We start from the raw sequence: 22,390 nt of genomic DNA, 5'->3' as shown, positions 1-22,390 counted from the left end.
TCGTCCCCGCCGTAATCTATAGGGGAGCGAAAACAAATGTCCTACACAACTGAAAATCTCTGGGAAGTCTTTGAGAGCGTGCGTGAGCGTGGTGTTCGGGTTCATTGCCTGACGAACTCTGTTGCGCAGAGCCTTACCGCGAACATAATGTTGGCTTGTAACATCGTACCCTCCATGACAGCGGCCCATGATGAAATTCCTGCATTTGTCGAGAGTGTTGACGGGTTGCTCCTCAATCTTGGTACGCTGGATGGAAAGCGGCGGCATGGTATTCGGCTTGGGCTTGAAGGGGCTGCCAAAAAATCTATGCCCGTGGTTCTGGACCCGGTTAAAGTAGATCGCTCAGACATTCGCATGGAGTTTGCAAAAGATATTCTGAAAGAAAATGTTTCGATCCTTAAAGCAAACATGACTGAGAGCGCTGGGCTGAGTGGAGCTGTCACCGAGAACACACTGATTGTGCGCACCGGAATTGAGGACGCTGTGTTTGGCCGGGAGACAACCTACACCGTGGGCAATGGGCATGCTTATATGGACAAGGTGACTGGCATTGGCTGTGCGCTGGGCGGTGTGCTGGCTGGTTTTGCCGCTACCGAGCCGGATAAGGAACTTGCCGTGCTTGCTGCGCTTGCTGTCTATGGTGTATGCGGCGAGATTGCCGCAGAGCAGGCGAACGGGCCGGGAAGCTTCACTCCAGCTTTCATCGATACCCTTTATGGCTTGAAGGCTGACCAGTTCAACGAGCGTCTCAAGCTCGAAACAATGAATAATAAAGGTGGGGTATTGGCCTAATGAGTGCGATTGCAGTCACAATTGCAGGGTCGGATTCCGGTGGTGGTGCCGGAATTCAAGCAGACCTGAAGGCCTTTTCGGCTCGTGGGGTCTATGGGGCCAGTGTCATCACTGCACTGACGGCCCAAAATACCAAAGGTGTGACAGGTATTCATGATGTGCCGCCAGCATTTGTGGCGGAGCAGATGGATGCTGTTTTTTCTGACCTGAAGGTGGATGCTGTGAAAATCGGCATGCTTTCACAGCCAGAGATTATCGCTGTTATCGCCACAAAGCTGGCGGAATATAATGTTAAGCGCGTCATCCTTGATCCGGTGATGGTTGCAACTTCTGGTGATGTTTTGTTGCAAAACTCCGCCGTTTCGGTCCTGAAGCAGAAGCTGTTTCCCATGGCGGCGTTGATTACGCCGAATATGCAGGAAGCGGCCTTTTTGCTGGACCAGCCGGTAGCTGAATCCCGTGAAGACATGCACAGACAAGCGTTACTGCTGCTGGACATGGGTGCTAACGGGGTTCTGCTGAAAGGTGGACACGGATCTGATGATACCTGTGATGATCTCTTCCTCTCCCGTGATGTGGAGAGGTGGTATACGGCGCCAAGACATAAAACGCAGAATACACATGGGACTGGCTGTACCCTGTCTTCTGCGATTGCGGCGGAACTGGCCAAGGGGTTGGCGCTGCAAGATGCCATTGGCGAAGCGAAAGAATATATTAGTCAGGCGATTAAAGCTGCGGATACGCTTGACGTAGGCGAGGGACATGGGCCTGTGCACCATTTCCATGAATTCTGGTCTGAATAAAAGGCGGAGATAATGACCAAGAACAAAGAACACAATCTGACCCGCCGTCAGGCGCTGGGGCTAACTGCTGGGGCGGTTGCCGGTAGCGCTGCACTTGCTGCACCTGCACTGGCTCAGGATGCTGATCCGGTGATCGAATGGCGCATGGTGACCAGCTGGCCCAAGAACCTGCCGGGCCCAGGCATGTCTGCGCAACGCATTTGTGATCGCATCAACATTATGAGTAATGGTCGGATGCGTGTGCGCCTGTTTGCTGCAGGTGAGCTGGTTCCGGCTTTTGAGGTGTTTGACGCTGTTTCAAGCGGCACTGCACAGATGGGCCATTCAGTTGCTTTGTACTGGGCTGGCAAGATGCCGGGTTCGGTGTTTTTTACGACCGTTCCTTTCGGTCTGCTGCCTCAGGAGCACACTGCCTGGGTGGACCAGATGGGTGGACAGGAACTTTGGGATGAGCTTTATGCGCCATTTGGTGTGAAGCCGTTTATGGCTGGTAATGCTGGCCCTACCATGGCGGGCTGGTATCGTGAGCCTATTGAGACGCTGGATGACCTGAAAGGGCGCAAACTGCGCATGGTAGGTCTTGGTGGTGAAATCATGCGCAAGCTTGGTGTTACTCCGGTCAACATTCCAGCCTCCGAGATTTTCACCAGTCTGCAAACGCGTGTGGTGGATGGTGTAGAGTTTCTCGGTCCATGGACGGACAGTGCGCTGGGCTTCCATAAACTGGTCAAATACTACTACGGTCCGGGCTTTAATAAGCCAAACGGCACCGGTGAGGCAATTGTGAATGCGGTTGCTTTGGAAGGTTTGCCAGCTGAGCTTCAGGCGGTGGTTGAAGAGGCTTGCCGTGTGGAAGCTGACTTGGCGCTTTCTGAGGCCAATGCGCAGAATGCAGCGAGCCTTAAGGTGCTGCAGGAAGAGCATGGGGTAGAGATTCGCGAATTCCCGGAAGAGGTTCTTGCAGCATTGAAGGAAACCAGTGTTGAGGTGCTGGATATCTATACCCAGAAAGACAAAACAGCTCGTAAGATTTATGAAAGTTACATAGAAGCGCAGGAGCTTCTGGCGGGGTGGAGCGCTCTTTCACTGGGCAAAAACATCTCTGCAAGAAGTTAACTGGCAGATCAAATCGCGTTTGAAGGGCCCTCCATTTGGAGGGCCTTTTGTTATGCGGACGTTTTGTCACAGAAAATGTTTCAGTGTACCTGCCTGAAATGCGAATAGCCAAGTGATTGTAAGTGAGCTGGGCATTGTTGTTTTATGAAGTCGACGCCTCATACCTTTAAATATGCCAGTGCAATTACTCTTTAATATTTTCAATCATGAGGAAGAGAGCCGAATCAATAAGTAACTCGTAGGTTGATCATGGCACTGCTTGAATGTTTTCTTGAGAACAGAAAGTACCGTGCATGTCCAGATATTTACCCATTACGATCGCTAGCCTTTCTTCCTTGCTGATTGCGTCTGATGCATTTGCCGGTGCTTTTGCTGTTCGTGAGCAATCTGCGTGGTATCAGGGGCTCTCCTTTGCGGGAAATGCAACTGTCTCTAAAAGCCTCTCCAGTATGTACTGGAACCCGGCGACCATGACTGGTCATGATGGGGTGCAGGTGGAAACTTCGCAGACATTTGTGTTCCCACGTGCAACGATTGATCTGGATACGGCGACGATTGATGCACTGAGCATTCCTGTAACCGGCGTGCCATATTCCTCAGGTGACATTGGCGTGGATGCCTGGGTGCCAGCAGGATATGGCACTTGGAAGATTAATGACCGCCTTACTCTTGGCGTCAGTTCCAATGCACCTTATGGCTTTGAAACCAAACCTCAAATTGAATGGGCGGGGCAGGTCTATGCGCGGTCTTCCCGTGTGCTTTCTGTCAATGTTACGCCGATGGCGGCTTATGAAGTCACCGAAAAATTCTCTGTTGGGGTTGGGTGGCAGCTTCAATATTTGCAAGTGAGGCTGAAGTCTGCGACGGGTGTTCCGCCAATTGCTGCGAATTCACCAACTGCGGAACTGCGAGGCGAAGACTACAATCTCGGATTTGGGGCAACCCTTGGAGCTCTTTTTAAGCCGTGGGAAGGCACTCAGCTTGGTATTGGGTATCGCTCGCCCATTGAGCACAACCTTAAGGGGCGGCTTGTGGTCGGTGGTGGCACGCCAACTCCAATTCGTTCCAACATCATTATGCCAGAGACTGTGACAGTTTCCTTCCAGCAGGTGTTGAATGAGCGCTGGCGCGGGATGGGTACGTTTGAATGGACGCATTGGTCACGGTTTAGCACCTTCCCGGTGTTCAATCTGCAGGATCAGGTGGTTTCCGAGTTACCGTTCCAATACAACGACGGCTACTTCATCTCGCTTGGTACGGAGTATGATTTCACTCAGAACATCACTGGTCGGTTTGGGCTGGCTTATGAGTGGTCTCCAATCGACGAAGCGAACCGGACACCACGATTGCCTGATTCAAACCGGTTCTGGCTGAGTGCCGGGGTGAGTTACTTCTACGAGGACTGGCTGGAAGTTGATTTTGGCTACTCGCATATCTTTCCAGAAAGCTCAAACATCAACATCAATCCGGACCACCCGTTCTATGAGGGCATTACCATTCAAGGGCCGGTCAATGACACCAATGTTGACATCATCAGCTTTGGTGCACGTTTGAAGTTCTAAGACGCCGCAAAAGCTAAATTGATTTGCCTCCCTGCAGGGTGACTGCGGGGAGGCTTTTCGATTTTAAAAAGCGCTTGGGTAGAGGCCGCCGTCGAGCAAGAGGTTCTGGCCTGTGATGTATCCAGCATGGGCTGAGCACATGAAGGCGCAGGCTTTGCCGAATTCTTCCGGATTGCCGAGACGCCTTGCTGGGATCTCTTCTGAAGATAGCCGTTTGGCTTCTTCGATGGAGATGCCGGTCTGCTCTGCCTGACGCTCGAAGCCACCTTTCAGGCGGTCGGTGTCGAACTTGCCGGGCAGCACATTGTTGATGGTGACATTGTGCTGGGCGTATTGGCGGCAGACGCCTGCCAGGAATGCTGTTAGACCAGCACGGGCACCGCTGGACAGGTCCAGCCCCTCGATTGGCATCTTCACAGACATAGAGGTTATGTTGACGATGCGGCCAAAGCGGCGCTCTGCCATGCCATCAATGACTGCTTTGATCAGTTCGATCGGGGTGATCATGTTCTGGATGACACCATCCTGAATCGCCTGACGGTCCAGCTCTTTGAAGTCTTTGTGTGGCGGGCCGCCGTTGTTGTTGACGAGAATGTCCGGGTTTGGGCACGCTTTGAGAACGGCTTGCTGGCCTTCTGGTGAGGAGATATCTGCTGCCACAGGAATGACTGAGATGTTGTGTTGTGCTGCCAGTTGGCTCGCGATTTGGTCTAGCCGTTGCTCGTTGCGTCCGTTGATTACGAGATCACACCCAGCCTCTGCCAGTGCTTTTGCCGTTCCCAACCCCAGCCCGCGGCTGGATGCGCAGACAATGGCTTTGCGCCCCTCAATACCCAAGTGCATTTCAACATCCTAATGAATCGGTGAATTGTGAAGGGCAGCCTACATTCTCAGAAAGGTTTGAGCCAGTCAGGATCAAGCTTAGCAAGCAAATAGAATATTCACTTGAATTGCAGATACTTGATTTTCTCTCCCCTAATAAACGGGGAGTAATGTTACTTGAGGTTCAAGCAAGAAGCTGACAGGTTTGAGTATATGTATCCTGTCATATTTGTTTCTTGTGAATCAATTTAAAGGAAAGAAGGTTTTCTTATTCCGGAGGCTTTGTGGTGACCGGGGATTCTACTAGTAAAAAATACAGAAGCTTGTTTTTGTCTGATGTGCATCTGGGTACACGCGGATGTCAGGCTGATCTCTTACTGGACTTTTTGAAGCAAAACGACGCTGACACGGTTTATCTTGTCGGCGACATTATTGATGGCTGGCGGCTGAAACGGTCCTGGTATTGGCCTCAACTGCATAATGATGTGGTGCAGAAGCTCTTGCGCAAAGGCCGCAAAGGGGCACGGATCGTTTACATTCCCGGCAATCATGATGAGTTCCTGCGGGATTTCTTCGGCATCCACTTTGGGGGTGTCGAGGTTGTTGATCAGGTCATTCATGAAGGGGCCAATGGCAAGAGGTATCTTGTCATTCACGGTGACCAGTTTGATGTGGTGGTGCGCCATGCAAAGTGGTTGGCCTTCTTTGGTGACTGGGCTTATGTGAGTGCGCTCAATCTCAATACAGTGCTGAATTATTGCCGTCGTAAGCTTGGGCTGACCTACTGGAGCCTTTCTGCGTGGGCGAAGCTGAAGGTAAAGAACGCCGTCAACTTCATTGGCAAGTTTGAGGAAACGCTGGTTTCGGAAGCGCAGCGTCAGAAGGTGGATGGGGTGATCTGCGGTCATATCCATCATGCGGCTGATCATGAGACCAACGGTATCCATTACATCAACACTGGTGATTGGGTGGAGAGTTGCACTGCCGTTGCCGAGAACTTTGATGGAACGTTTGAGGTTATTCATTGGGGCGATGGCAAACGGGGCGAGAGTGAGACTTCTAGCGAGAGTTCTGACGGACGGGTGGCGGCATGAGCTCGATCCTGATTGTTACCGATGCGTGGAAGCCTCAGATCAACGGCGTTGTGCGGACGCTGGAGCGACTTTCAGTTGAACTGCGCTCTATGGGTATTCGGGTTGAATTCCTGACGCCGCAGTCGTTTCATAGCATTCCGATGCCGTCTTATGGCGAGATCCGGCTGAGCCTGACGCTACCGCATATCGTGCGTGGGTTTATTGAGAAGTACGACTGCGACCATCTGCATATCGCGACCGAGGGGCCATTGGGCCTTATGGCAAGGCAGGTGGCAAAGCGGGACGGGCGTGTCTTTACCACCAGTTATCACACGCGCTTTCCTGAGTATTTGCAGGCACGCTATCCGGTGCCGTTGTCCTTTAGCTATTCCTGGTTGCGCCGTTTTCATAACAGCGGGCAGGGGTGCATGGTTGCGACGAGTACTTTGGAAGCTGACTTGCGCATGCGTGGGTTTGACAATCTGCTGCGATGGTCGCGCGGCGTGGATCATCAGCGGTTCCGGCCAATGCGGACCAACCTGCTGGATCACCTGCCAGGGCCGCGATTTTTATATGTGGGACGTGTGGCGGTTGAGAAGAATATCGAGGCGTTTTTGCAGCTTGATTTGCCGGGGACCAAGGTGGTTGTTGGTGGTGGTCCGCAGCTGGAGGAGCTCAAGGTTGCTTATCCGGAGGTGTTGTTTACCGGGCCTGTCGTTGGTGATGAGCTGATTGAGTATTATGCAAACTCGGATGTATTTGTGTTTCCGAGCCAGACCGACACGTTTGGCAATGTGCTGCTGGAAGCGCTTGCTTGCGGGACGCCGGTGGCGGCCTTTCCTGTGATGGGGCCGATTGATGTGATTGGCAACAGTGGGGCAGGTGTGCTGAAGAATGATCTTCAGGTGGCAGCGCTGGAAGCACTGGAGGTTTCGCGGGAGCATTGCCGGGATGTTGCCCTGCGATTTACGTGGCGGGCGAGTGCCGAGCAGTTTCTGGCTAATGCTGAACATGCCTATGATCCTGCATTCACTGCAGGATTTCGGCAGGACCTGTATGCGGGCAAAGGCTCTGTTGGAAATCACCTGAATGGTTGAGTGGATCTCCTTGAGCTGTGATCAGAATATCTGAAACCCTCGTAGATTTGCGTGCTATACAGGGCGGCATATTGCTGTTGCCGAGGTTCTTATGGTTTTAGATGTTTCCAGTCCAGTCGAACTCACTTTTTCCGAAATTGAAAAAGCAAGAACGAGGCTGCAAGGCTATGCCAGCCTGACACCGCTTCTGAACTTTCCGGTGTTGGATGAGCAGGTGAATGGCCGTGTCTTTATTAAAGCCGAAAACCTGCAGCGCACCGGGTCGTTTAAGTTTCGAGGTGCGTTCAATCGCCTTTCCCTGATCCCGCAGGAACAGCGGCCCGCTGGTGTAGTTGCGTGTTCTTCCGGAAACCATGCGCAGGGCGTTGCAGCTGCTGCGAAGATCCTTGGTTTTCCGGCGGTGATTGTGATGCCTGAGGATGCGCCTCAGTTGAAGATCCAGCGGACGAAAGCGCTGGGGGCGGAAGTTGTGCTTTACGATCGTGAGAGCGAGGACCGTGAGGCGATTGCCCGTGGTCTTTGTGAGGAGCGCGGTGCGACGTTCATTCACCCTTACAATGACAGTGGTGTGATTGTGGGACAGGGTACGACCGGGCTTGAAATTGCGGAACAGTGTGAGGTTCTGGGTGTCACGCCTGATGTGTTGATCAGCTGTACTGGTGGCGGTGGTCTGACCAGCGGTATTGCACTGGCGCTGGAAACGAGCCTGCCTGAGTGTCAGATTTACACGGCAGAGCCTGCTGGTTTTGATGATTATGCGCGCTCACTTGAAGCTGGGACACGTGTTCGCAATGCTGCTCTGGGTGGTTCTGTGTGCGATGCGGTGCTGACTGAAATGCCGGGGGACAAAGGCTTTTCAGTTTTGAGCAGGCGTCAGGCAAAAGGTTTGCGTGTTACAGATGACGAGGCGATGAAAGCGGTTGCCTTTGCTTATTTTGAGCTGAAACTGGTTGTTGAACCGGGCGCGGCTGTTGCTTTGGCTTCTGTGTTGTTTGGCAAGATTGACCTTGCCGGGAAGACGGCAGTGATCACGATCTCCGGCGGCAATGTGGATCCTGCTGTCTTTGAGAGAGCATTGAAGCAGTACTCTGCAGAGAAAGCACCTGCATAAGAAAAAAGCCGTTTGCGCTGAAAAGGAGGCAAACGGCTTTCGAAATTCTGGTTTTAGGTCTCAATCACGAGAAGAGTGCGAGGCGCTCTCCTGTTGAGAGGTGATGGAGCGGGTCGGAATTGCTGCCTCTTGGGGAGGTGAGCGGAGGCGACTGCCCCTCGATCTCGATTGGTGCATCGTCCTGCTCTGTCGCGGTGTCCGTCTCGACTGGCGTATCGTCGTTGGTGACGATGAGGTCGTCGTCCTCGATCAACGCGACTTGAGGCGTTTCAACAGCGTTCAACTCGTCTTCCACATCATCAAGCTCAAAGATTTCAGCAGGTTCCTCGGCAGGCTCTTCTGCTTTGTCCTCGTCCTGATGAGCTGCTTCTGCTCGTGTTTCAGCAGCAAACTGAACGACGTTTTCGTTCAGAGCTTCTTCGGTTGAGGCAGGTGTTGTGTCAAACATTGCATCGATGTCAGCCTGATCAACGCCTGCACCATCCATTTGCGGGCCGTTGAGCAAGTGGGCGTCCGGGCGCTTGTCGATGTGACGATCATCTTCATCACGCGGCTCATCCAAATTGATTTCCGGGCGATCTTCATCAGCCAGGTTTACACCCCAGATGCGGATCATCTTGGAGATGCGGCCTTCAAGGTAATGAAGGGCCTTCACCACTTTGTTGATGCGCTGCCCTGTCAGATCCTGGAAGGAACACGCCATCAGAATTTCCATGGCCATTTCTTCAATGGCATCGCATGGGGCATCTTCTGCGCCGGAGGCACGGAGTTTGTCCACCAAATCCTGAATAGCTTCGGAGGACTCCAGAATGACCTGTGTTGCGCTTTCTGTGGATGTGACGATTGCATCTAGCTCGTCAGAAGCGGCTGAAAAGCGATTATTGTCGGCATTTTCCAGCTTGATCTTTGAGATTTCGTCCTTCGTTCGCTCAATTGCCTCATACATTTCATAGGTGTGCAGGCGATATGTTTCCATCTCAGATGGCAGTTCGCGCTCAACCAATGTTTTTTCAAGTCGTCGAACAGCTTCCAGAAGGTCTGCTGTTTCGGCGGATCTGTTTAGTGTGAGGTGATCATGAAGGAAAGCACGGCCTCTATCAGTCTCAGAGAGTGCGCTTTTGATGGCATCAAATTCCTCGGGGCTCAAAAGGACCTTTCGGTTGTTGCCAGCCATAAGTGGCTCCTTCATAACTAACTAAGATAATACTACAAGTTTATATAACAGATTCTACGGCTAATAATTGGTTTACATTGATTTGGATAGTCCCTATTAGCACAAGTGATAGGAGTATCCCTTCCCATCCACTTCCTCGGGTACTCTCCACCCCCATTTGTAGTGTTTTCCAATGACTATGCCCAGAAGAACTTCCTCATTAGGGAAAGCCAGTAACCTATTCTGGATTGCAACAGGCGTGAGTGGTTTGTTTGCAGCGTTTAATTTTGCAAACGCTTTCTTTCTTGCGTACTTTCCGCTATTTTTAGAGGATATTAGCTTTACACCTGTGCAGATAGCATTGGTGATTGCCTTGCCAAATATCGTCCGCATCTTTGCAACTCCGTTGATGACGAGCATCTCGGATCGTGCAGGGCGCAGGCGTCATTCCATGGCGCTGTTCAGTGTTATTGCGCTGATCTCCTTTTGGGTTCTGATCTACTCCAGTGACTATTGGACTGTCATTGGACTGGTTGTTTTCCTCTCCATTTTCTACACGCCTATTCAGCCGCTGCAGGATGCATATGCCTATGAAACTGTGAGCACTCTTGGCCTGAATTACGGGCCGATGCGATCATGGGGATCGATTGCGTTTGTGGTCGCGACGCTGATTGGTGGTTGGTATCTGACATTTGGTGAGCCTGCTGAACTGCTTTTCCTGACCGTGGGCAGTTTGGGTTTGCTGGCGCTGCTTGCTGTGCTGCTGCCGGGCATGCCTTCAGAAAGCCGCAGCTCAAGCAAAGAAAGTGTTTGGGCCGCCGAAGAATTGCGCGATCCGCAGTTCTTGCTTGTGGTGCTATCTGGTGGTTTGCTGCTGGGCAGCTTCTCTGCGCTTTATGCGTTCGCCAGCATCTTCTGGCTGTCTGTAGGCATCAGCGATGCGATGGTTGGTGGATTGTGGGCGATCGGTACTCTGGCAGAAATTGGGATTTTTGTTTGGGGCTCCTTCTTCATGCGTCACCTGGGAGCCTGGGGGTTGATGGTCACGGGCGGTGTTGCGAGCATCATCCGCTGGATGCTGTTCCCTTATGCAACAGAGACGTGGTCCGCTGTTCTGCTGCAGCTGTTGCATGCCGGCAGCTTTGGCATGGTGTTTCTGGGCATGGTTGCCTACACGTCCAAACTGGTATCAAGCAAACGCCTTGGCGCGGCTCAGGGGCTGACACAAACAGCCTTTGGTGTGGTGATGGGCGTGAGCGGAATTGCCAGCGGCTGGCTCTATGCGATTGAACAAGCCTATGCCTTCTATCTGATGGCAGCGATCTGCTGTGTCGGTGTGCTGACGCTTATGCTGGTGACCAAACGCGTTTAAAAAACAAGGCGGCCTCGATGTGAGAGCCGCCTTTTTTATGCTTGTTGTGATTAGCCCCAAAGTTGCGGAGACGGCGGGTGCATCAGGCTCCCTTCAAACTGGATTGCGTGCTCGCGATCCTTCGCAAGCAGCAGTGGTCCGTCCAGATCAACAAACTCTGCGTTTTGCGCCAGCAGCATGGCAGGCGCCATGGCGAGAGATGTGGCGAGCATGCAGCCGACCATAATGACATAGTCCATCTCTTCTGCTTTGCGCAGCAACTTCAGCCCTTCAGTGAGACCGCCGGTTTTATCGATCTTGATGTTGATGGCTGAGTAACGGTTACGCAGGCTTTCCAGATCAGCTGAGGTGTGGAGGCTTTCATCTGCGCAGATCGGTATGAGGTGCTCTACTTCCGCCAAAATACCATCTTTGCCCGCTGGCAAAGGTTGTTCCACCAGCCCAACACCTGCCTGCTGGCAGGCTTTGATGTTGGCTTCCAGATTATCTTCTGACCAGCCTTCGTTGGCATCCACAATGAGCTTGCTGTTTGGGGCTGCCTGTCTGACGGCAGCGATGCGTTCAACATCACCATCGCCAGCCAATTTGACTTTGAGGAGAGGGCGGCTGGCCGCTTTTGTAGCGTCTGTCGCCATCTTCTCCGGTGTGCCGACGGAGATGGTGTAGGCGGTTTCCAGAATGCGCTGGGACTTGATCCCCACCAGTTCAGCTACAGTGGCGCTCTGGCGTTTGGCCGTCAGGGCCCACAGGGCGCAGTCCACCGCGTTGCGGGCTGCACCTGCGGGCATAAGGCTTTGCAGCTCTTCGATGGATACACCAGCTTCAATAGCTCCACGCACCGCTTCGATTTGAGCGGTGACGCTCTCGACGCTTTCACCATACCGCGGGTAAGGAACACACTCACCGCGGCCTGTGTGACCGTCCTGTGTGAGTGTGGCGGTGAGGACGTTTACTTCCGTGCGTGAACCGCGGGCAATGGTAAAGCTTCCCGCAATTGGGAATGTTTCAGCTTCAATAGACAGGCGACAGGTCAAACCAGTTTAAACTCCGCGCAAATATGATCAATGATTGGATCTGTCCCGAAGCGGACAGGATCAGTTGCGGGCAGTTTATGCGCTTCCCCCAGCTCTTCAATCAGGTTTTTTGCATGATTTTCAGAAAGCATCATGGTGTTGATGGCTAAGCCGACACAGCGGATGTCCGGATTGGTAAGGCGGCCCAGTTGTATTGTCAGGTCAATGACGTCCTGAATGGATGGAATGGGTGCTGACACACCACGCATGGTGGAGCGGGTTGGCTCATGACAGACTACAAAAGCATCTGGTTGTGAGCCATGGAGCAGGCCGAGCGAAACCCCGGCGAAAGACGGGTGATGCAGGGCTCCCTGACCTTCAATCACATCCCAGTGGTTGTCTTTGGTGGCCGGGCTGATGTGCTCCGCCGCGCCTGAGATGAAGTCCGAGACCACAGAGTCGATGGCAACTCCGCGTTCGGCAATGAGGATGCCTGTCTGGCCCGTTGCGCAAAAGTCAGAGCTGATGTTGCGGTCAGCCAGCCCTTTTTGCAGAGCAAGAGCGCTGTATTTCTTGCCAACGGAGCAGTCGGTGCCAACGGTCAGCAAACGCTTTCCGGAACGCTTTTCGCCTTTGCCAGTTGGGAACGTGAGGTCCGTAAAGCGCAGGTCGTGAAGCTTGCGCTTGTTCTTAGTTGCCGCCTCTGCAATGGCTGGGATGCTTGCCAGCTCGATATGCAGGCCTGCTGCGATGTCGAGGCCATGGTTGAGTGCATCGACGATGGTTTCAATCCAGTGATCTGGTAGGACGCCACCGGCATTTACGCAGCCGATGACCATGGTCTTTGCACCTGCCTCGGTGGCGTCAGCAAGACTCATTTCTGACAGGGTCGTGTGGGCTTTGCAGCCCGGGAGTGTAATTTGGCCAAGGCACCACTCTGGTCGCCAATCAAGTACGCCATGGGCAGTTTTTGCTGCCAGCTCGTCTTTTACGTCCCCAAGAAATAATAGATATGGCTTAGAAATAGACATAATTTTTTCCGTTGTACTTGTGGCTGAATGAGGATTACTAGACGACACACTACAGAAACCTGTATAGGATCAATAGGATCAATAGGATTTTTGGATTATAGGGCGCAGGGTCCCGTGATGAAGCTGACTGATAAAATGGATGCGCCGGACCTGGTAACTGCTGAAGACGGGGCGTTACTTTTGCTTACGGCTTCCGGTGCCTGGGGTATCCGGCAGGGATCTACTTGCGAAAAACTCATCAATCAGGCTGCGTCCAGACTGCGCCATTCCGTAATTTGCGTGGATTTAAAGGCGGTTAGTTTTCTCGATACGGCTGGTGCCTGGTTGCTGCAGCGGTTCCAAATGGAGCAAGCCGAACAGGGGCGAGAGGTTAAGTTCATCTATGAGGATGAGCGTTTTGACATCCTGCTGAAGGAAGTTGACCGGCAAGACGTTGACAATCCCACCGAAGAACACTCTGGTAACTCTTTCGTCAATTATCTGGAAGCCGTGGGCGAGGCGACACGCCAGCTGGGCCGTGATACGCGCGATATTCTGGCCATGCTGGGTGGGCTGACCGCGACGATCACAGCCGCCGCGACGCATCCAAGCCGGTTGAGGCCTATTTCCATCGGCGTTCAGTTTCAGCGCTCCTGCATGGGTGCGGTTCCGATTGTGTGCCTGATGAGCTTTCTGATCGGCGGAATTATTGCGCAGCAGGGCGGGTTTTATCTGAAGCAGTTTGGTGCTGAGATCTTTGTGGTGGATCTCTCCGGCATTCTGGTTCTGCGCGAGATTGGCGTTATTCTGACAGCCATTATGGTGGCTGGACGATCCGGTTCTGCTTATACGGCAGAGCTTGGGTCCATGAAGATGCAGGAAGAGATTGATGCGCTTCAGGTGACCGGCTTGCGGGTGACCGAAGTGCTGATCCTGCCGCGTTTGGTGGCGCTGATGATTGCGCTTCCGATCCTCGTTTTTCTGGCGAACATCGCGGCGTTGTTCGGGGCGGGGCTGACCTGCTGGTGGTATCTTGGCATTGTGCCTCATTCCTTCATTGCACAGCTGCAGGCGGCTGTTACTGTTGACACATTGATGGTTGGCATTGTGAAAGCGCCGTTTATGGCCCTGATCATCGGGCTTATCGCGTGTATGGAAGGTATGAAAGTTGAGGGCTCTTCAGAGTCCCTTGGGCGTCATACGACTGTTTCTGTTGTGAAAGCTATTTTTATGGTCATCGTGGTGGATGGAGTTTTTGCTGTGTTCTTCGCGTCTATCGGGTTTTAACCAGTATGGGACAAGGACAATCAGGACCGGTGAACGGATTGGGCTCAAGTCATCGTGCGGCTGATGATCGGGAGATTTTGCTTCGGGTGCGGGATGTTACCGTCGGCTTTGGAAGCAAACTGGTTCTTGAGAACCTGAATATGGATGTTTACCGCGGTGAAGTGCTTGGCTTTGTTGGTGCGTCTGGTATGGGCAAGTCCGTGCTCATGAGGGCTGTGCTGGGGCTGACGCCGCGACGGTCCGGTTCCATTGAGGTGTTCGGGCAGGATTTTGACGAAGCAACAGATGCCATGCGCCGTGAGATTGAGCAGCGCTGGGGTGTGTTGTTTCAGCAGGGAGCATTGTTCTCCTCTCTCACTGTGAAGCAGAATATTCAGGTGCCGATGCGTGAGCACCTGAAGCTGTCGCCGCGTTTGCGGGATGAGCTGGCTTTGCTGAAGATCGAGATGGTTGGACTGCCTCTGGATGCGGCTGATAAGCTGCCCTCGGAGCTTTCTGGCGGTATGATCAAAAGGGCTGCTCTGGCCCGGTCATTGTCGCTGGACCCTGACTTATTGTTCCTGGATGAGCCCACTTCCGGTCTTGATCCGATCGGAGCGGCTGATTTTGATGATCTTATTGTAAAACTGAAAGAAACTCTGGGGCTTACGGTTTACATGGTGACCCATGATCTGGATAGTCTGCATAGTATTTGTGACCGTATTGCCGTTTTGGGCGAACGCAGGGTTCTGGTTGAAGGAACCATTGAGGAAATGATGCAGGTGGAGCACCCTTGGGTTAAGTCCTATTTCCGCGGGGCACGTGCCCTCAAACGGGTGTGAGGAGGATGCATGGAAACCCGCGCAAATAATATCGCTATTGGTGCATTCGTTCTAACTGTTGTTGGCATCGCCTTCCTGTTTACGTTCTGGCTGTTGAGTGCGGGTGACCGCTCAAGCCGTCGTGATATCAAAATCATTTTCCCCGGTGCTGTGACGGGTCTGCCGATTGGCGGTCAGGTGCTGTTTAACGGCATCAAGATCGGCGATGTGAGTGCGCTGACGTACGATCCTGAAAACCCTAAGCTTGTTGTTGCGATTGTGCGCGTTGATGCCAATGCTCCGCTGCGCCGTGACACTGTTGCGTCTCTTGGGTTTACCGGACTGACAGGCGTGGCTTATGTGGATCTGTCCGGCGGATCCTCTGACAGTCCGGCACTGTTCTCCAAAGCAGCTGATACTATTCCGGTCATGTATGCACGCAGGTCCCAGTTTGAGGATTTGCTGGAAGGTGCCAAAGACATCATGCGCAAGGCAGATTCCACGCTGGCGCATATTGATGAGCTGGTGATGACTGCGCGGCCTGAAGTGGAAAAGACCATAAAGAACGTAGAGGTCTTTACCCAAGCGCTGGCAAACAATGCCAAGGGCGTTGATGATTTTCTTGCTGGTGTAACTGAGACAAGTAAAGCGCTGACGGGGCTCTCGGGCCGGATTGGCAAACTGGTTGATCGCGGTGAAGACCTGCTGGCGAATGTCCCCCCGGACAAACTGGGTGAGATCGTCACCAATGTTGAGGCCATGACCAAGAAACTGTCTGCCTCTGCAGACGGTGTTGGTGACATCATTGCCAACGGTAAGCTGGCCTCTGATCAGCTGGTGAACTTTACGACAGAGCTTTCCGATGAACTTGATCAGATTGAAGCTGTGATTGGAGCCGTCAAGCCTGAAGAGGTTGAGCGCATTTTGAAAGGTGCGTCTGATCTTGGTGGTGTGCTGACTGAGCGTCGCGGTGATATCAACACCATGCTTTCCTCTGCTTCTGTTGTTGCTGAAAACGCGCGGCAGCTGACTGTTGAACTGACCAAGAATAAAGACGCCATCGACCGTATCGTGAAGAATGCTGAGACGGCCTCCAACGAGATTGTGCTGACCACGAAGAATGCAAACCGTATCCTGAGTATGGTGAAGTCCGAGCAGGTCGGTAATATCGTGACCTCGGTTGAGACGGTGACCAAAACGCTTTCTGACAAAAATCAGGTGATCGCAAAAGTTATTGATGATGCTGGTGCTGCCACAGCGAACATTCGTGAAGTGAGCAATACCATTGCCGGTCGCAATAAAGAGATCGACAGTGTGATCGTTTCGGCCCGTGAAGTTGGAACGAACCTGAGCGCTGCCTCTGATCAGCTGAGTGAGACCATGGACAATGCGAATTCTTTGATCTCCAACACCAACGGTATTGTGGAAGCCATCGACCCTGCGAAAGTCTCCAATATTGTTGCTTCGGCTGACAAGGTGGCGACCACTCTTGCTGAGAAGACGCCTGACCTTGCTAAAGCAATTGATGAAATCCAGAATGCTGCAAAATCCGTCAATGACATGACCATGGAACTGAAGAAGAAGGTGCCGGACGTCGACAAAGTGATTGACCAGGCGAAGAGCATTGCGACAAACCTGAACGCTGCCTCCGTTCGTGTGAACACGATTTTGGAGAAAGTAGACGGTATGGTTTCAGCTGATGGGCAAGGCTTTATCAAGGAAGCGACTGAGGCTGCGGCCTCCATCCGCAAGGTTGCAGATGCGTTTGCCTTGCGGGCGGAGCCAATCTCTGCTGCCCTGTTGAAACTGAGTCAGCAAGGCGGACAGGACTTTACTGCAGCAATGCAGCAGTTAAACCAGACACTTATTGAAATTCGACGTGCTGTGAACAATTTCGACCGTAACCCAAATCGTGTGATTTTCGGCGGATCGGACACACCTGTCTTTAATGGTGCGCAGCGGCGTTGAGTTTTTTGAAATGTTTGACAAAAATGTAGATAAGCGACTCGAAAACGTGCGAGTGGCTAATGGCAGTAGGCTGGAGCTCGGCGTGTTCGGTTCGACACTTAAAAAAATCGTTGTTGGTGCCGTTCTGCTGGGTGGTCTTGCAGGGTGTGGGGCAAGTGGCCCTGAAGCTTTGTATGGCTTGACTGCGCCGCGCGATGTTCCTGTTAAAGTCCGTGCCTCTGATTATCAAATGCTTGTGGCGACACCTGTTGCTCTTCAGGCATTGGATACGAGCAATATTGCTGTGACACAGGGCGGTGGCCCAATTTACTCCTACTTCCCGAAGGTGGCATGGACAGACACACTGCCGCGCGTCTTTCAGGCGAAGCTCGTTGAGACGCTGGAGAACACCGGCAAGCTGCGTGGGGTTTCGCAACCGGGGCAGGGGTTGTTGATCGATTACCAGCTGCAAACCACTTTGCGAGCTTTTGAGCTGCAGGTGGACGGTGGTGACAAAGCCTATGTGGAAGTGGCTGCACGTATCGTGGATGACCGGGATGGCCGTTCCATCGGCATGCGTGTGTTTGCGGCGAGTGTGCCAACAACCGGTGATACTGTCACTGATGCAATTCCGGCACTTAATGCTGCCTCAGACAATGTGCTCGCCCAGATCACCAGCTGGTCTATCAATACTGTCGGTCGCATCCCCCGCGCAAAGGCCGCTGCCAAACGCGCCGCACTGAACAGCCAACAGGATGCAGGCAAACGACAGGTCGCTGCTGTTGCACCAGCTGCGATCGAGGTCGCAGGGACGGCGAAGTAGGCGGGTTCAAATCCGTCGTTTACCGACGCGCTTCAAGCAGTTCAATTTCGACGAATGCGCATTCGAAGTTGTTGGCGTTGATGACGTCGTGCTCTATGCCAATCTCTTTGAAGTATGGAACTCCGTTTTGCATAGCGGCTTCCATTGTTTCCCCATTGCCTAAATTGATTTCCAGAGCGCCATCAAAGAGCGGGACAACGATGTAGTCGTAGGCGTGGCGATGCCAGCCCGTGTGATCTCCGCGTTGTTTGAACCGCCATTCGGTGACTTTTACGCGTTCATTCTCGATCAGAACTGTCGGTTTTGCCGAGCCCGTTGATGCGCACATTGCACTCTCCTTTGTTGTGCATGTGCTCATGGTAGGGACGGGTTGGAAGAGAACATAGGACCAGCGCTTGATGGGCTGGATGTCAGCTCAGTTTAGGCCGGGCTTTTCTCTTTCTTGGTTCGCCCTGACAATACATATTTCAGAACGAGATCATCTCGGCGCTTTGCCAGTTCCTGCATGGATGTGTTTTCCAATGAGGCCTTCACACCGTCTTCCAGTGTATCCACCACCTCTGGTGTGATCCTTGGAGCGCCTAGATCGTCCCACCAGCTTTGGAAAGGACCGCCAAGGTGATCACAAAACGAACGGATACCGCCTTCACTGCCGCCTAGATGCAAGAGTGTGTTTGGACCCATAGCGGCCCAACGGAGGCCGGGGCCGTAAGCAACGGCCTTGTCGATATCCTCGACGCTAGCGACACCTTCCATCGCCAGGTGAATAGTCTCGCGCCAGATTGCTGCCTGTAGCCGGTTTGCAATGTGCCCGGGAACTTCTTTGTTGAGGCGTACGCAGACTTTACCGATGCTTTCGTAAAAGTCTTTTGCCGATTGGAGCACGCCAGTATCCGTTTTCTCGTTGTCCATCAACTCTACCAATGGGATGAGATGTGGTGGATTGAACGGATGGGCCAAGATGAAACGGCCTGGGTTGTTAAATCCAGCCTGCATCTCCGAGAGTTTTAAGCCGGAGGTTGAACTGCCAATGATGACTTCTGGTTTCAGGTGTGGTTCGATCTGTTGGTAGAGCCCATGTTTAATCTCCAGCCGTTCAGGCACGCTCTCCTGAATGAAGTCCGCATCTGATACTGCTGCCACAGGGTCATTTGTAAATTGCAATTTTGAAGTGTCACCGGCATGTTGCCATCCTAGTGCAGCAAGCGTTTCTGCGGCATTTTTCACCAGAGTGGTCACCCGGTCTTCTGTCTCTGGTGAGGGATCATAAACCGTGACATGCCGACCCGTGGCTGCAAACAGTGCTGCCCAACTCATTCCGATTGTTCCGGCCCCGAGAATTGCGATGTTTGGGTGGTTCATGTCAGCATTCCTTGCGTTGCCCGATGAGAAGGAGCTGCTCAGTTCGATGCGGAGGTGTGCCCGATATACTGGCGCAGGTAAGGAGAACTACTATGATGTTGATTTCTAGGTCAATTTAGTAATTTGTACCAAGGCGTATGTGTCGTGCTCTGGAAAACAGAGATGCTTGTTCAGCTACTCACATCTGGCCTTAGTCTGCCAGTGCTGATCTTGCTGCCTGGCGTATGGCTGTTGTGAGGGGAGCTATTGTGTGGGCTGTTGCCCGGCTTGTATGCCAGAAAAGTTTTGTGTCGTATGGCATGTCTGGGATCAGCTTAACCAGCTTCCCTTGCTCAATGAGTGGATCGACCAGAATACTTGGGTTCATGCCCCAACCGATGTGATTGACTGTGGCGTCGATAAACGCCTGAGGGCTTGGGAGCCAATGGGTGTTTGGGAAAATGCTCTCTCCAAATACTGCGCGCAACCATTCTGTCTGTAGCGTATCTTTGATGTTGTAGGTGAGCGCAGGTGCGAGCTTCAGTGCATCAAGGGTGACGCCTTTCGGGAACCATTGCTTGACGAAAGCCGGACTTGCTGTTGCCCGGTAACGCAGAGCGCCCAAAGGAAAGCAATCACATCCGCGTATGGGGGTAGGTTCCGCGCTGACAGCGGCCTGAACTTCTCCGCGTCGCAACCAGTTTGCGCTGTGGTCTTGATCGTCAATCTTCAGGTCGAACAGAAAACCATCCACCTGTGCGAGTGCATCAATGAACCACGTGGCAAGGCTGTCTGCGTTGACTGCTATCTGGAGGCTGGTCAGGTTGCTAGCCTCACTTGAAAAGCCGATTTCCTCTTTGACCTGTTTCTCCAGCAAAGCAACTTCGTTGGCGTGTCGAAGCAACGCTTCCCCTTGAGCGGTGGTGACACATGGCGTGCCTCGTATTACGAGGACGCAACCAAGCTTCTCTTCAAGGGTCTTCAGGCGCTGAGATACTGCGGATTGTGTGATGCCGAGGTGTTGTGCGGCTCTCTCAAATGTACCAGTGGTGAGGATTGAAGCGAATGCGGCCAGTTGTGCTCGGTCAAAATCCATTAGAATCTCTAATGTAGAAGAAGGTATTTGAATTTCACTAATGGTGAAGGGCGAGATAGTCAAGTTGGCAATGAGTTCCCAATTCCTCTCTTAGGAAACCCAATGTCAGTCTTATCAGTTGCCTTTTCCGGCTTTTCTCTTGGCCTTAGTTTGATCTTCGCAATTGGCTCGCAAAACGCTTTTGTGCTGAGGCAAGGCCTGCGAGGAGAGCATGTTTTCCTGACCTGCATCACATGTGCAGTCAGTGATGCTTTCCTGATTACGGTTGGAATATCCAGCCTCGCGGCAATATCCGCAACAATCCCCGAGTTGGAGCCATTTTTACGGTATGGCGGGGCTGGTTTTCTGGTTCTCTACGGTGCTCGCAGCGCTTTGTCCGCAATCAGAGGAGGGGCGGCTCTCAGTCCGGATGAGGGCAAAACGGCAGGGATTGTTGGCACTCTTGTTGTGGTGTTGTCGCTTACGTTTTTGAACCCGCATGTCTATCTGGATACGGTGCTGCTTGTCGGGTCTGTTGCCAGTCGCCATGAAGGTGCTGAGTACATTTTCGGCATGGGGGCTGTCGTGGCGTCCTTCGTGTTCTTCTTCTCCCTGGGATATGGCGCCCGTTTGCTGAGACCAATATTTGCAAATCCCGCCTCCTGGCGGGTTCTTGATGGTGTCATCGCTGTTGTCATGTGGGCCATTGCTTTTGCTCTGGTGAGCTGATTGCCGCAACCGCTTCTGACGAGTTCATAGGGCATCTGATCGCTAACAGGTCTCATTCTCTCGTTTGTACAGGGAGGCTCGTGTCAGAGGCATTCCGGAGAAGCTTTTTGTTTTTCGGGTTGCGACTGTCTGGAAGATTTGTGCGGAACCGCGTTCAAATGCCAGTGAGACGCCTGCCAGATACAGTGCCCACATTCTGAAGGTTTCTTCTCCAACCAGAGCGATCGCCTCCTCCTTGCGTGACATAAGCCGTGTTGCCCAGTGGGATGTGGTGTAAGCGTAATGTTCCCGCCAGCCTTCCACATCGTGCACTTCAAAGCCTGTGGCCTCGAGGTTGCGGAGGCTCATGCCGATGTGGTCGAGCTCTCCACCGGGAAATATGTAGCGGATCAGTGCTTTGTATTCGGCGGGCTTCTTCCTGAACTTCTTCTCTGTGCGCTTGCCCGGCCTTGTTATGGCATGGTGAAGGTAAATTCCGCGTGGCTCCAGCAGACGCTTGACGGCTTGGAAGTATCTTTCATGATTGGCAAGGCCGACATGCTCAAACATACCGATGGACGAGATTTTCGTGAAAGTGCCAGAGAGCTTGGAGAAGTCCTGCAGTTCGATTGAGACACGGTCTTCCAAGCCTCGTTCCGCAGTGGTTTTGCGGCCCAGCAGGACTTGCTGCTCAGAGAGTGTCACGCCTTTGGCGGTGACGCCGTAGTGTTCTGCTGCATGGCAAATGAGAGCGCCCCAACCACACCCAATGTCCAATAGGCGGTCTCCCGGTTCCAACCGCAACTTCCGACAGATCATATCTAGTTTGTCGCGCTGTGCCTGATCCAGTGTGTTTTCGGCCTTCGTGAAGTAGGCGCAGGTGTAGAGCATTTGTTCATCAAGGAATAACGCGTAGAACTCATTTGAGACATCATAGTGGTGAGCGATGTTACGTTTATTGGAGGTCTCGCTGCCATCGCGGGCACCTTCCCCTTTTATATCTGAGCTTGTCCGCTGTTTTGAGGGGGCGAAAAGGAAGGGGAGAGCAGCTTTTACGAGAAGACGACGGTTCAGTTTTTTAGCCAGTTTTCTGACTTTTCCAGCTGGTCGCAGTTCTGCCATTTCGAAGAGGTTGACCCCTTCGATATCGATCCGCTTTTGCACCCATGCATCGACGAGTGTCTCAATCTTAGGGCGGCGCATAAGGGCCGAGATCACACCGGGATCATTGATTGCAATAATCGCGGTGGGCGGATTGGCGGGAACATGTGTGCCATCCCACAACCGGAACCCAAACTTCAGCTGCATTGTTGAATGGATGTGTTCCAATGCGTTTTTTAAGGAATTTAGCCGCCACGTTGCCTGCATTGCTCTTATCCGCCTTTGCTCTTGTGAAGCACACCCTATCGCTAACTCAGAGAATCAAACATCCCCGAGTTGTAGGATGCGAATGAGAGAGTATTGGGGTCGAAGATCAAAAAATCT

At 52.7% G+C, this 22,390-nt stretch carries 21 protein-coding genes; 13 read left to right on the top strand and 8 right to left on the bottom strand.

Translation table 11 applies throughout. The features are described from left to right. The first annotated feature begins 36 nt into the window (after positions 1-36). From PPL9_RS10630 to PPL9_RS10615, 4 genes are all read left to right on the top strand, one after another. Positions 37-792 carry a hydroxyethylthiazole kinase gene (locus PPL9_RS10630; RefSeq protein ID WP_057462665.1) on the top strand — a complete coding sequence of 252 codons (756 nt, stop codon included), beginning with the start codon at positions 37-39 and terminating at the stop codon, positions 790-792. Beyond that, positions 792-1,595, top strand: coding sequence for a bifunctional hydroxymethylpyrimidine kinase/phosphomethylpyrimidine kinase (gene thiD / locus PPL9_RS10625; RefSeq protein ID WP_057462664.1), 804 nt, complete (start codon positions 792-794; stop codon positions 1,593-1,595). The genes PPL9_RS10630 and thiD overlap by 1 nt, the downstream gene beginning before the upstream one ends. Before the next feature lie 12 nt (positions 1,596-1,607). After that, positions 1,608-2,711, top strand: a complete 1,104-nt coding sequence (locus PPL9_RS10620; RefSeq protein WP_057462663.1) for a TRAP transporter substrate-binding protein — start codon at positions 1,608-1,610, stop codon at positions 2,709-2,711. Between the two features lie 293 nt (positions 2,712-3,004). Next, the gene (locus PPL9_RS10615) at positions 3,005-4,273 is read left to right on the top strand and encodes an OmpP1/FadL family transporter (RefSeq protein ID WP_057462662.1); all 1,269 of its coding nucleotides are present in this window, start codon (positions 3,005-3,007) and stop codon (positions 4,271-4,273) included. 63 nt (positions 4,274-4,336) lie between these two features. Here PPL9_RS10615 and PPL9_RS10610 read toward each other — a convergent pair whose 3' ends face one another. Further along, a complete protein-coding gene (locus PPL9_RS10610) occupies positions 4,337-5,116 on the bottom strand; it encodes an SDR family oxidoreductase (protein WP_057462661.1) in 780 nt (259 codons plus the stop codon). 302 nt (positions 5,117-5,418) lie between these two features. On the opposite strand from PPL9_RS10610, the gene PPL9_RS10605 reads away from it, so the two are divergent. The 3 genes from PPL9_RS10605 to PPL9_RS10595 all read left to right on the top strand — a co-directional run bounded on the left by PPL9_RS10605 (position 5,419) and on the right by PPL9_RS10595 (position 8,376). Next, complete coding sequence (locus PPL9_RS10605) at positions 5,419-6,189, top strand: UDP-2,3-diacylglucosamine diphosphatase (protein WP_208989299.1); 771 nt, start codon at positions 5,419-5,421, stop codon at positions 6,187-6,189. Next, complete coding sequence (locus tag PPL9_RS10600; RefSeq protein ID WP_057462659.1) at positions 6,186-7,265, top strand: glycosyltransferase family 1 protein; 1,080 nt, start codon at positions 6,186-6,188, stop codon at positions 7,263-7,265. The genes PPL9_RS10605 and PPL9_RS10600 overlap by 4 nt, the downstream gene beginning before the upstream one ends. Positions 7,266-7,356: 91 nt before the next feature. Beyond that, positions 7,357-8,376, top strand: a complete 1,020-nt coding sequence (locus tag PPL9_RS10595; protein ID WP_057462658.1) for a threonine/serine dehydratase — start codon at positions 7,357-7,359, stop codon at positions 8,374-8,376. Positions 8,377-8,440: 64 nt separating this feature from the next. Here the strand turns inward: PPL9_RS10595 and PPL9_RS10590 are convergent, their stop codons facing one another. Beyond that, on the bottom strand, positions 8,441-9,550 hold the full coding sequence (locus tag PPL9_RS10590; protein ID WP_208989293.1) for a protein phosphatase CheZ: 1,110 nt from the start codon (positions 9,548-9,550) through the stop codon (positions 8,441-8,443). Between the two features lie 172 nt (positions 9,551-9,722). Here PPL9_RS10590 and PPL9_RS10580 point away from each other — a divergent pair, with 172 nt between their 5' ends. After that, positions 9,723-10,901 (top strand): MFS transporter, encoded by a 1,179-nt coding sequence (locus tag PPL9_RS10580; RefSeq protein ID WP_348271971.1) that lies wholly within the window; start codon positions 9,723-9,725, stop codon positions 10,899-10,901. A 50-nt stretch (positions 10,902-10,951) separates the two neighbouring features. Here PPL9_RS10580 and dgcA read toward each other — a convergent pair whose 3' ends face one another. Both dgcA and dgcN read right to left on the bottom strand, forming a co-directional pair. After that, entirely contained in the window at positions 10,952-11,935 is a 984-nt protein-coding gene (dgcA, locus tag PPL9_RS10575; RefSeq protein WP_057462654.1) for an N-acetyl-D-Glu racemase DgcA, read from the bottom strand. Beyond that, positions 11,932-12,945: an N-acetyltransferase DgcN gene (dgcN, locus tag PPL9_RS10570; protein ID WP_057462653.1), complete on the bottom strand. Its 1,014-nt coding sequence runs from the start codon at positions 12,943-12,945 to the stop codon at positions 11,932-11,934. The genes dgcA and dgcN overlap by 4 nt, the downstream gene beginning before the upstream one ends. A gap of 117 nt (positions 12,946-13,062) precedes the next feature. On the opposite strand from dgcN, the gene PPL9_RS10565 reads away from it, so the two are divergent. The 4 genes from PPL9_RS10565 to PPL9_RS10550 are packed head-to-tail and all read left to right on the top strand — an operon-like array spanning position 13,063 to position 17,781. After that, the gene (locus PPL9_RS10565; protein WP_057462652.1) at positions 13,063-14,211 is read left to right on the top strand and encodes an ABC transporter permease; all 1,149 of its coding nucleotides are present in this window, start codon (positions 13,063-13,065) and stop codon (positions 14,209-14,211) included. Between the two features lie 5 nt (positions 14,212-14,216). After that, positions 14,217-15,032, top strand: a complete 816-nt coding sequence (locus PPL9_RS10560; protein ID WP_057462651.1) for an ABC transporter ATP-binding protein — start codon at positions 14,217-14,219, stop codon at positions 15,030-15,032. A gap of 9 nt (positions 15,033-15,041) precedes the next feature. Then, positions 15,042-16,979 carry an MlaD family protein gene (locus PPL9_RS10555; RefSeq protein ID WP_057462650.1) on the top strand — a complete coding sequence of 646 codons (1,938 nt, stop codon included), beginning with the start codon at positions 15,042-15,044 and terminating at the stop codon, positions 16,977-16,979. 10 nt (positions 16,980-16,989) lie between these two features. Continuing rightward, positions 16,990-17,781, top strand: coding sequence for an ABC-type transport auxiliary lipoprotein family protein (locus PPL9_RS10550; RefSeq protein WP_208989291.1), 792 nt, complete (start codon positions 16,990-16,992; stop codon positions 17,779-17,781). Positions 17,782-17,800: 19 nt separating this feature from the next. Here PPL9_RS10550 and PPL9_RS10545 read toward each other — a convergent pair whose 3' ends face one another. The 3 genes from PPL9_RS10545 to PPL9_RS10535 all read right to left on the bottom strand — a co-directional run bounded on the left by PPL9_RS10545 (position 17,801) and on the right by PPL9_RS10535 (position 20,218). Then, positions 17,801-18,109, bottom strand: a complete 309-nt coding sequence (locus tag PPL9_RS10545; RefSeq protein WP_057462648.1) for a cupin domain-containing protein — start codon at positions 18,107-18,109, stop codon at positions 17,801-17,803. 92 nt (positions 18,110-18,201) lie between these two features. Then, positions 18,202-19,143: a 3-hydroxyacyl-CoA dehydrogenase NAD-binding domain-containing protein gene (locus PPL9_RS10540; protein WP_057462647.1), complete on the bottom strand. Its 942-nt coding sequence runs from the start codon at positions 19,141-19,143 to the stop codon at positions 18,202-18,204. A gap of 190 nt (positions 19,144-19,333) precedes the next feature. Then, entirely contained in the window at positions 19,334-20,218 is an 885-nt protein-coding gene (locus PPL9_RS10535; protein WP_057462646.1) for a LysR family transcriptional regulator ArgP, read from the bottom strand. A 102-nt stretch (positions 20,219-20,320) separates the two neighbouring features. Between PPL9_RS10535 and PPL9_RS10530 the strand changes: the two genes are divergently transcribed. After that, positions 20,321-20,926 carry a LysE/ArgO family amino acid transporter gene (locus PPL9_RS10530; protein WP_057462645.1) on the top strand — a complete coding sequence of 202 codons (606 nt, stop codon included), beginning with the start codon at positions 20,321-20,323 and terminating at the stop codon, positions 20,924-20,926. A 42-nt stretch (positions 20,927-20,968) separates the two neighbouring features. On the opposite strand, the gene PPL9_RS10525 is transcribed toward PPL9_RS10530, so the two are convergent. Further along, the gene (locus tag PPL9_RS10525; protein ID WP_057462644.1) at positions 20,969-22,273 is read right to left on the bottom strand and encodes a cyclopropane-fatty-acyl-phospholipid synthase family protein; all 1,305 of its coding nucleotides are present in this window, start codon (positions 22,271-22,273) and stop codon (positions 20,969-20,971) included. Positions 22,274-22,390 lie beyond the last annotated feature (117 nt).

Source organism: Pseudovibrio sp. POLY-S9 (assembly GCF_001431305.1).
In the GTDB taxonomy this organism is placed as follows: Bacteria; Pseudomonadota; Alphaproteobacteria; order Rhizobiales; family Stappiaceae; genus Pseudovibrio.
Note: the sequence above shows the minus strand (reverse complement) of the source record. Positions and strands in the feature narration are given on the sequence as shown.

Coding starts and splice junctions, on each gene's coding strand:
- PPL9_RS10630 (WP_057462665.1), top strand. CDS start 37: ATGTCCTACACAACTGAAAATCTCTGGGAAGTCTTTGAGAGCGTGCGT.
- thiD (WP_057462664.1), top strand. CDS start 792: ATGAGTGCGATTGCAGTCACAATTGCAGGGTCGGATTCCGGTGGTGGT.
- PPL9_RS10620 (WP_057462663.1), top strand. CDS start 1,608: ATGACCAAGAACAAAGAACACAATCTGACCCGCCGTCAGGCGCTGGGG.
- PPL9_RS10615 (WP_057462662.1), top strand. CDS start 3,005: ATGTCCAGATATTTACCCATTACGATCGCTAGCCTTTCTTCCTTGCTG.
- PPL9_RS10610 (WP_057462661.1), bottom strand. CDS start 5,116: ATGCACTTGGGTATTGAGGGGCGCAAAGCCATTGTCTGCGCATCCAGC.
- PPL9_RS10600 (WP_057462659.1), top strand. CDS start 6,186: ATGAGCTCGATCCTGATTGTTACCGATGCGTGGAAGCCTCAGATCAAC.
- PPL9_RS10595 (WP_057462658.1), top strand. CDS start 7,357: ATGGTTTTAGATGTTTCCAGTCCAGTCGAACTCACTTTTTCCGAAATT.
- PPL9_RS10590 (WP_208989293.1), bottom strand. CDS start 9,550: ATGGCTGGCAACAACCGAAAGGTCCTTTTGAGCCCCGAGGAATTTGAT.
- PPL9_RS10580 (WP_348271971.1), top strand. CDS start 9,723: ATGACTATGCCCAGAAGAACTTCCTCATTAGGGAAAGCCAGTAACCTA.
- dgcN (WP_057462653.1), bottom strand. CDS start 12,945: ATGTCTATTTCTAAGCCATATCTATTATTTCTTGGGGACGTAAAAGAC.
- PPL9_RS10565 (WP_057462652.1), top strand. CDS start 13,063: ATGAAGCTGACTGATAAAATGGATGCGCCGGACCTGGTAACTGCTGAA.
- PPL9_RS10560 (WP_057462651.1), top strand. CDS start 14,217: ATGGGACAAGGACAATCAGGACCGGTGAACGGATTGGGCTCAAGTCAT.
- PPL9_RS10555 (WP_057462650.1), top strand. CDS start 15,042: ATGGAAACCCGCGCAAATAATATCGCTATTGGTGCATTCGTTCTAACT.
- PPL9_RS10550 (WP_208989291.1), top strand. CDS start 16,990: ATGTTTGACAAAAATGTAGATAAGCGACTCGAAAACGTGCGAGTGGCT.
- PPL9_RS10545 (WP_057462648.1), bottom strand. CDS start 18,109: ATGTGCGCATCAACGGGCTCGGCAAAACCGACAGTTCTGATCGAGAAT.
- PPL9_RS10540 (WP_057462647.1), bottom strand. CDS start 19,143: ATGAACCACCCAAACATCGCAATTCTCGGGGCCGGAACAATCGGAATG.
- PPL9_RS10535 (WP_057462646.1), bottom strand. CDS start 20,218: ATGGATTTTGACCGAGCACAACTGGCCGCATTCGCTTCAATCCTCACC.
- PPL9_RS10530 (WP_057462645.1), top strand. CDS start 20,321: ATGTCAGTCTTATCAGTTGCCTTTTCCGGCTTTTCTCTTGGCCTTAGT.
- PPL9_RS10525 (WP_057462644.1), bottom strand. CDS start 22,273: ATGCAGGCAACGTGGCGGCTAAATTCCTTAAAAAACGCATTGGAACAC.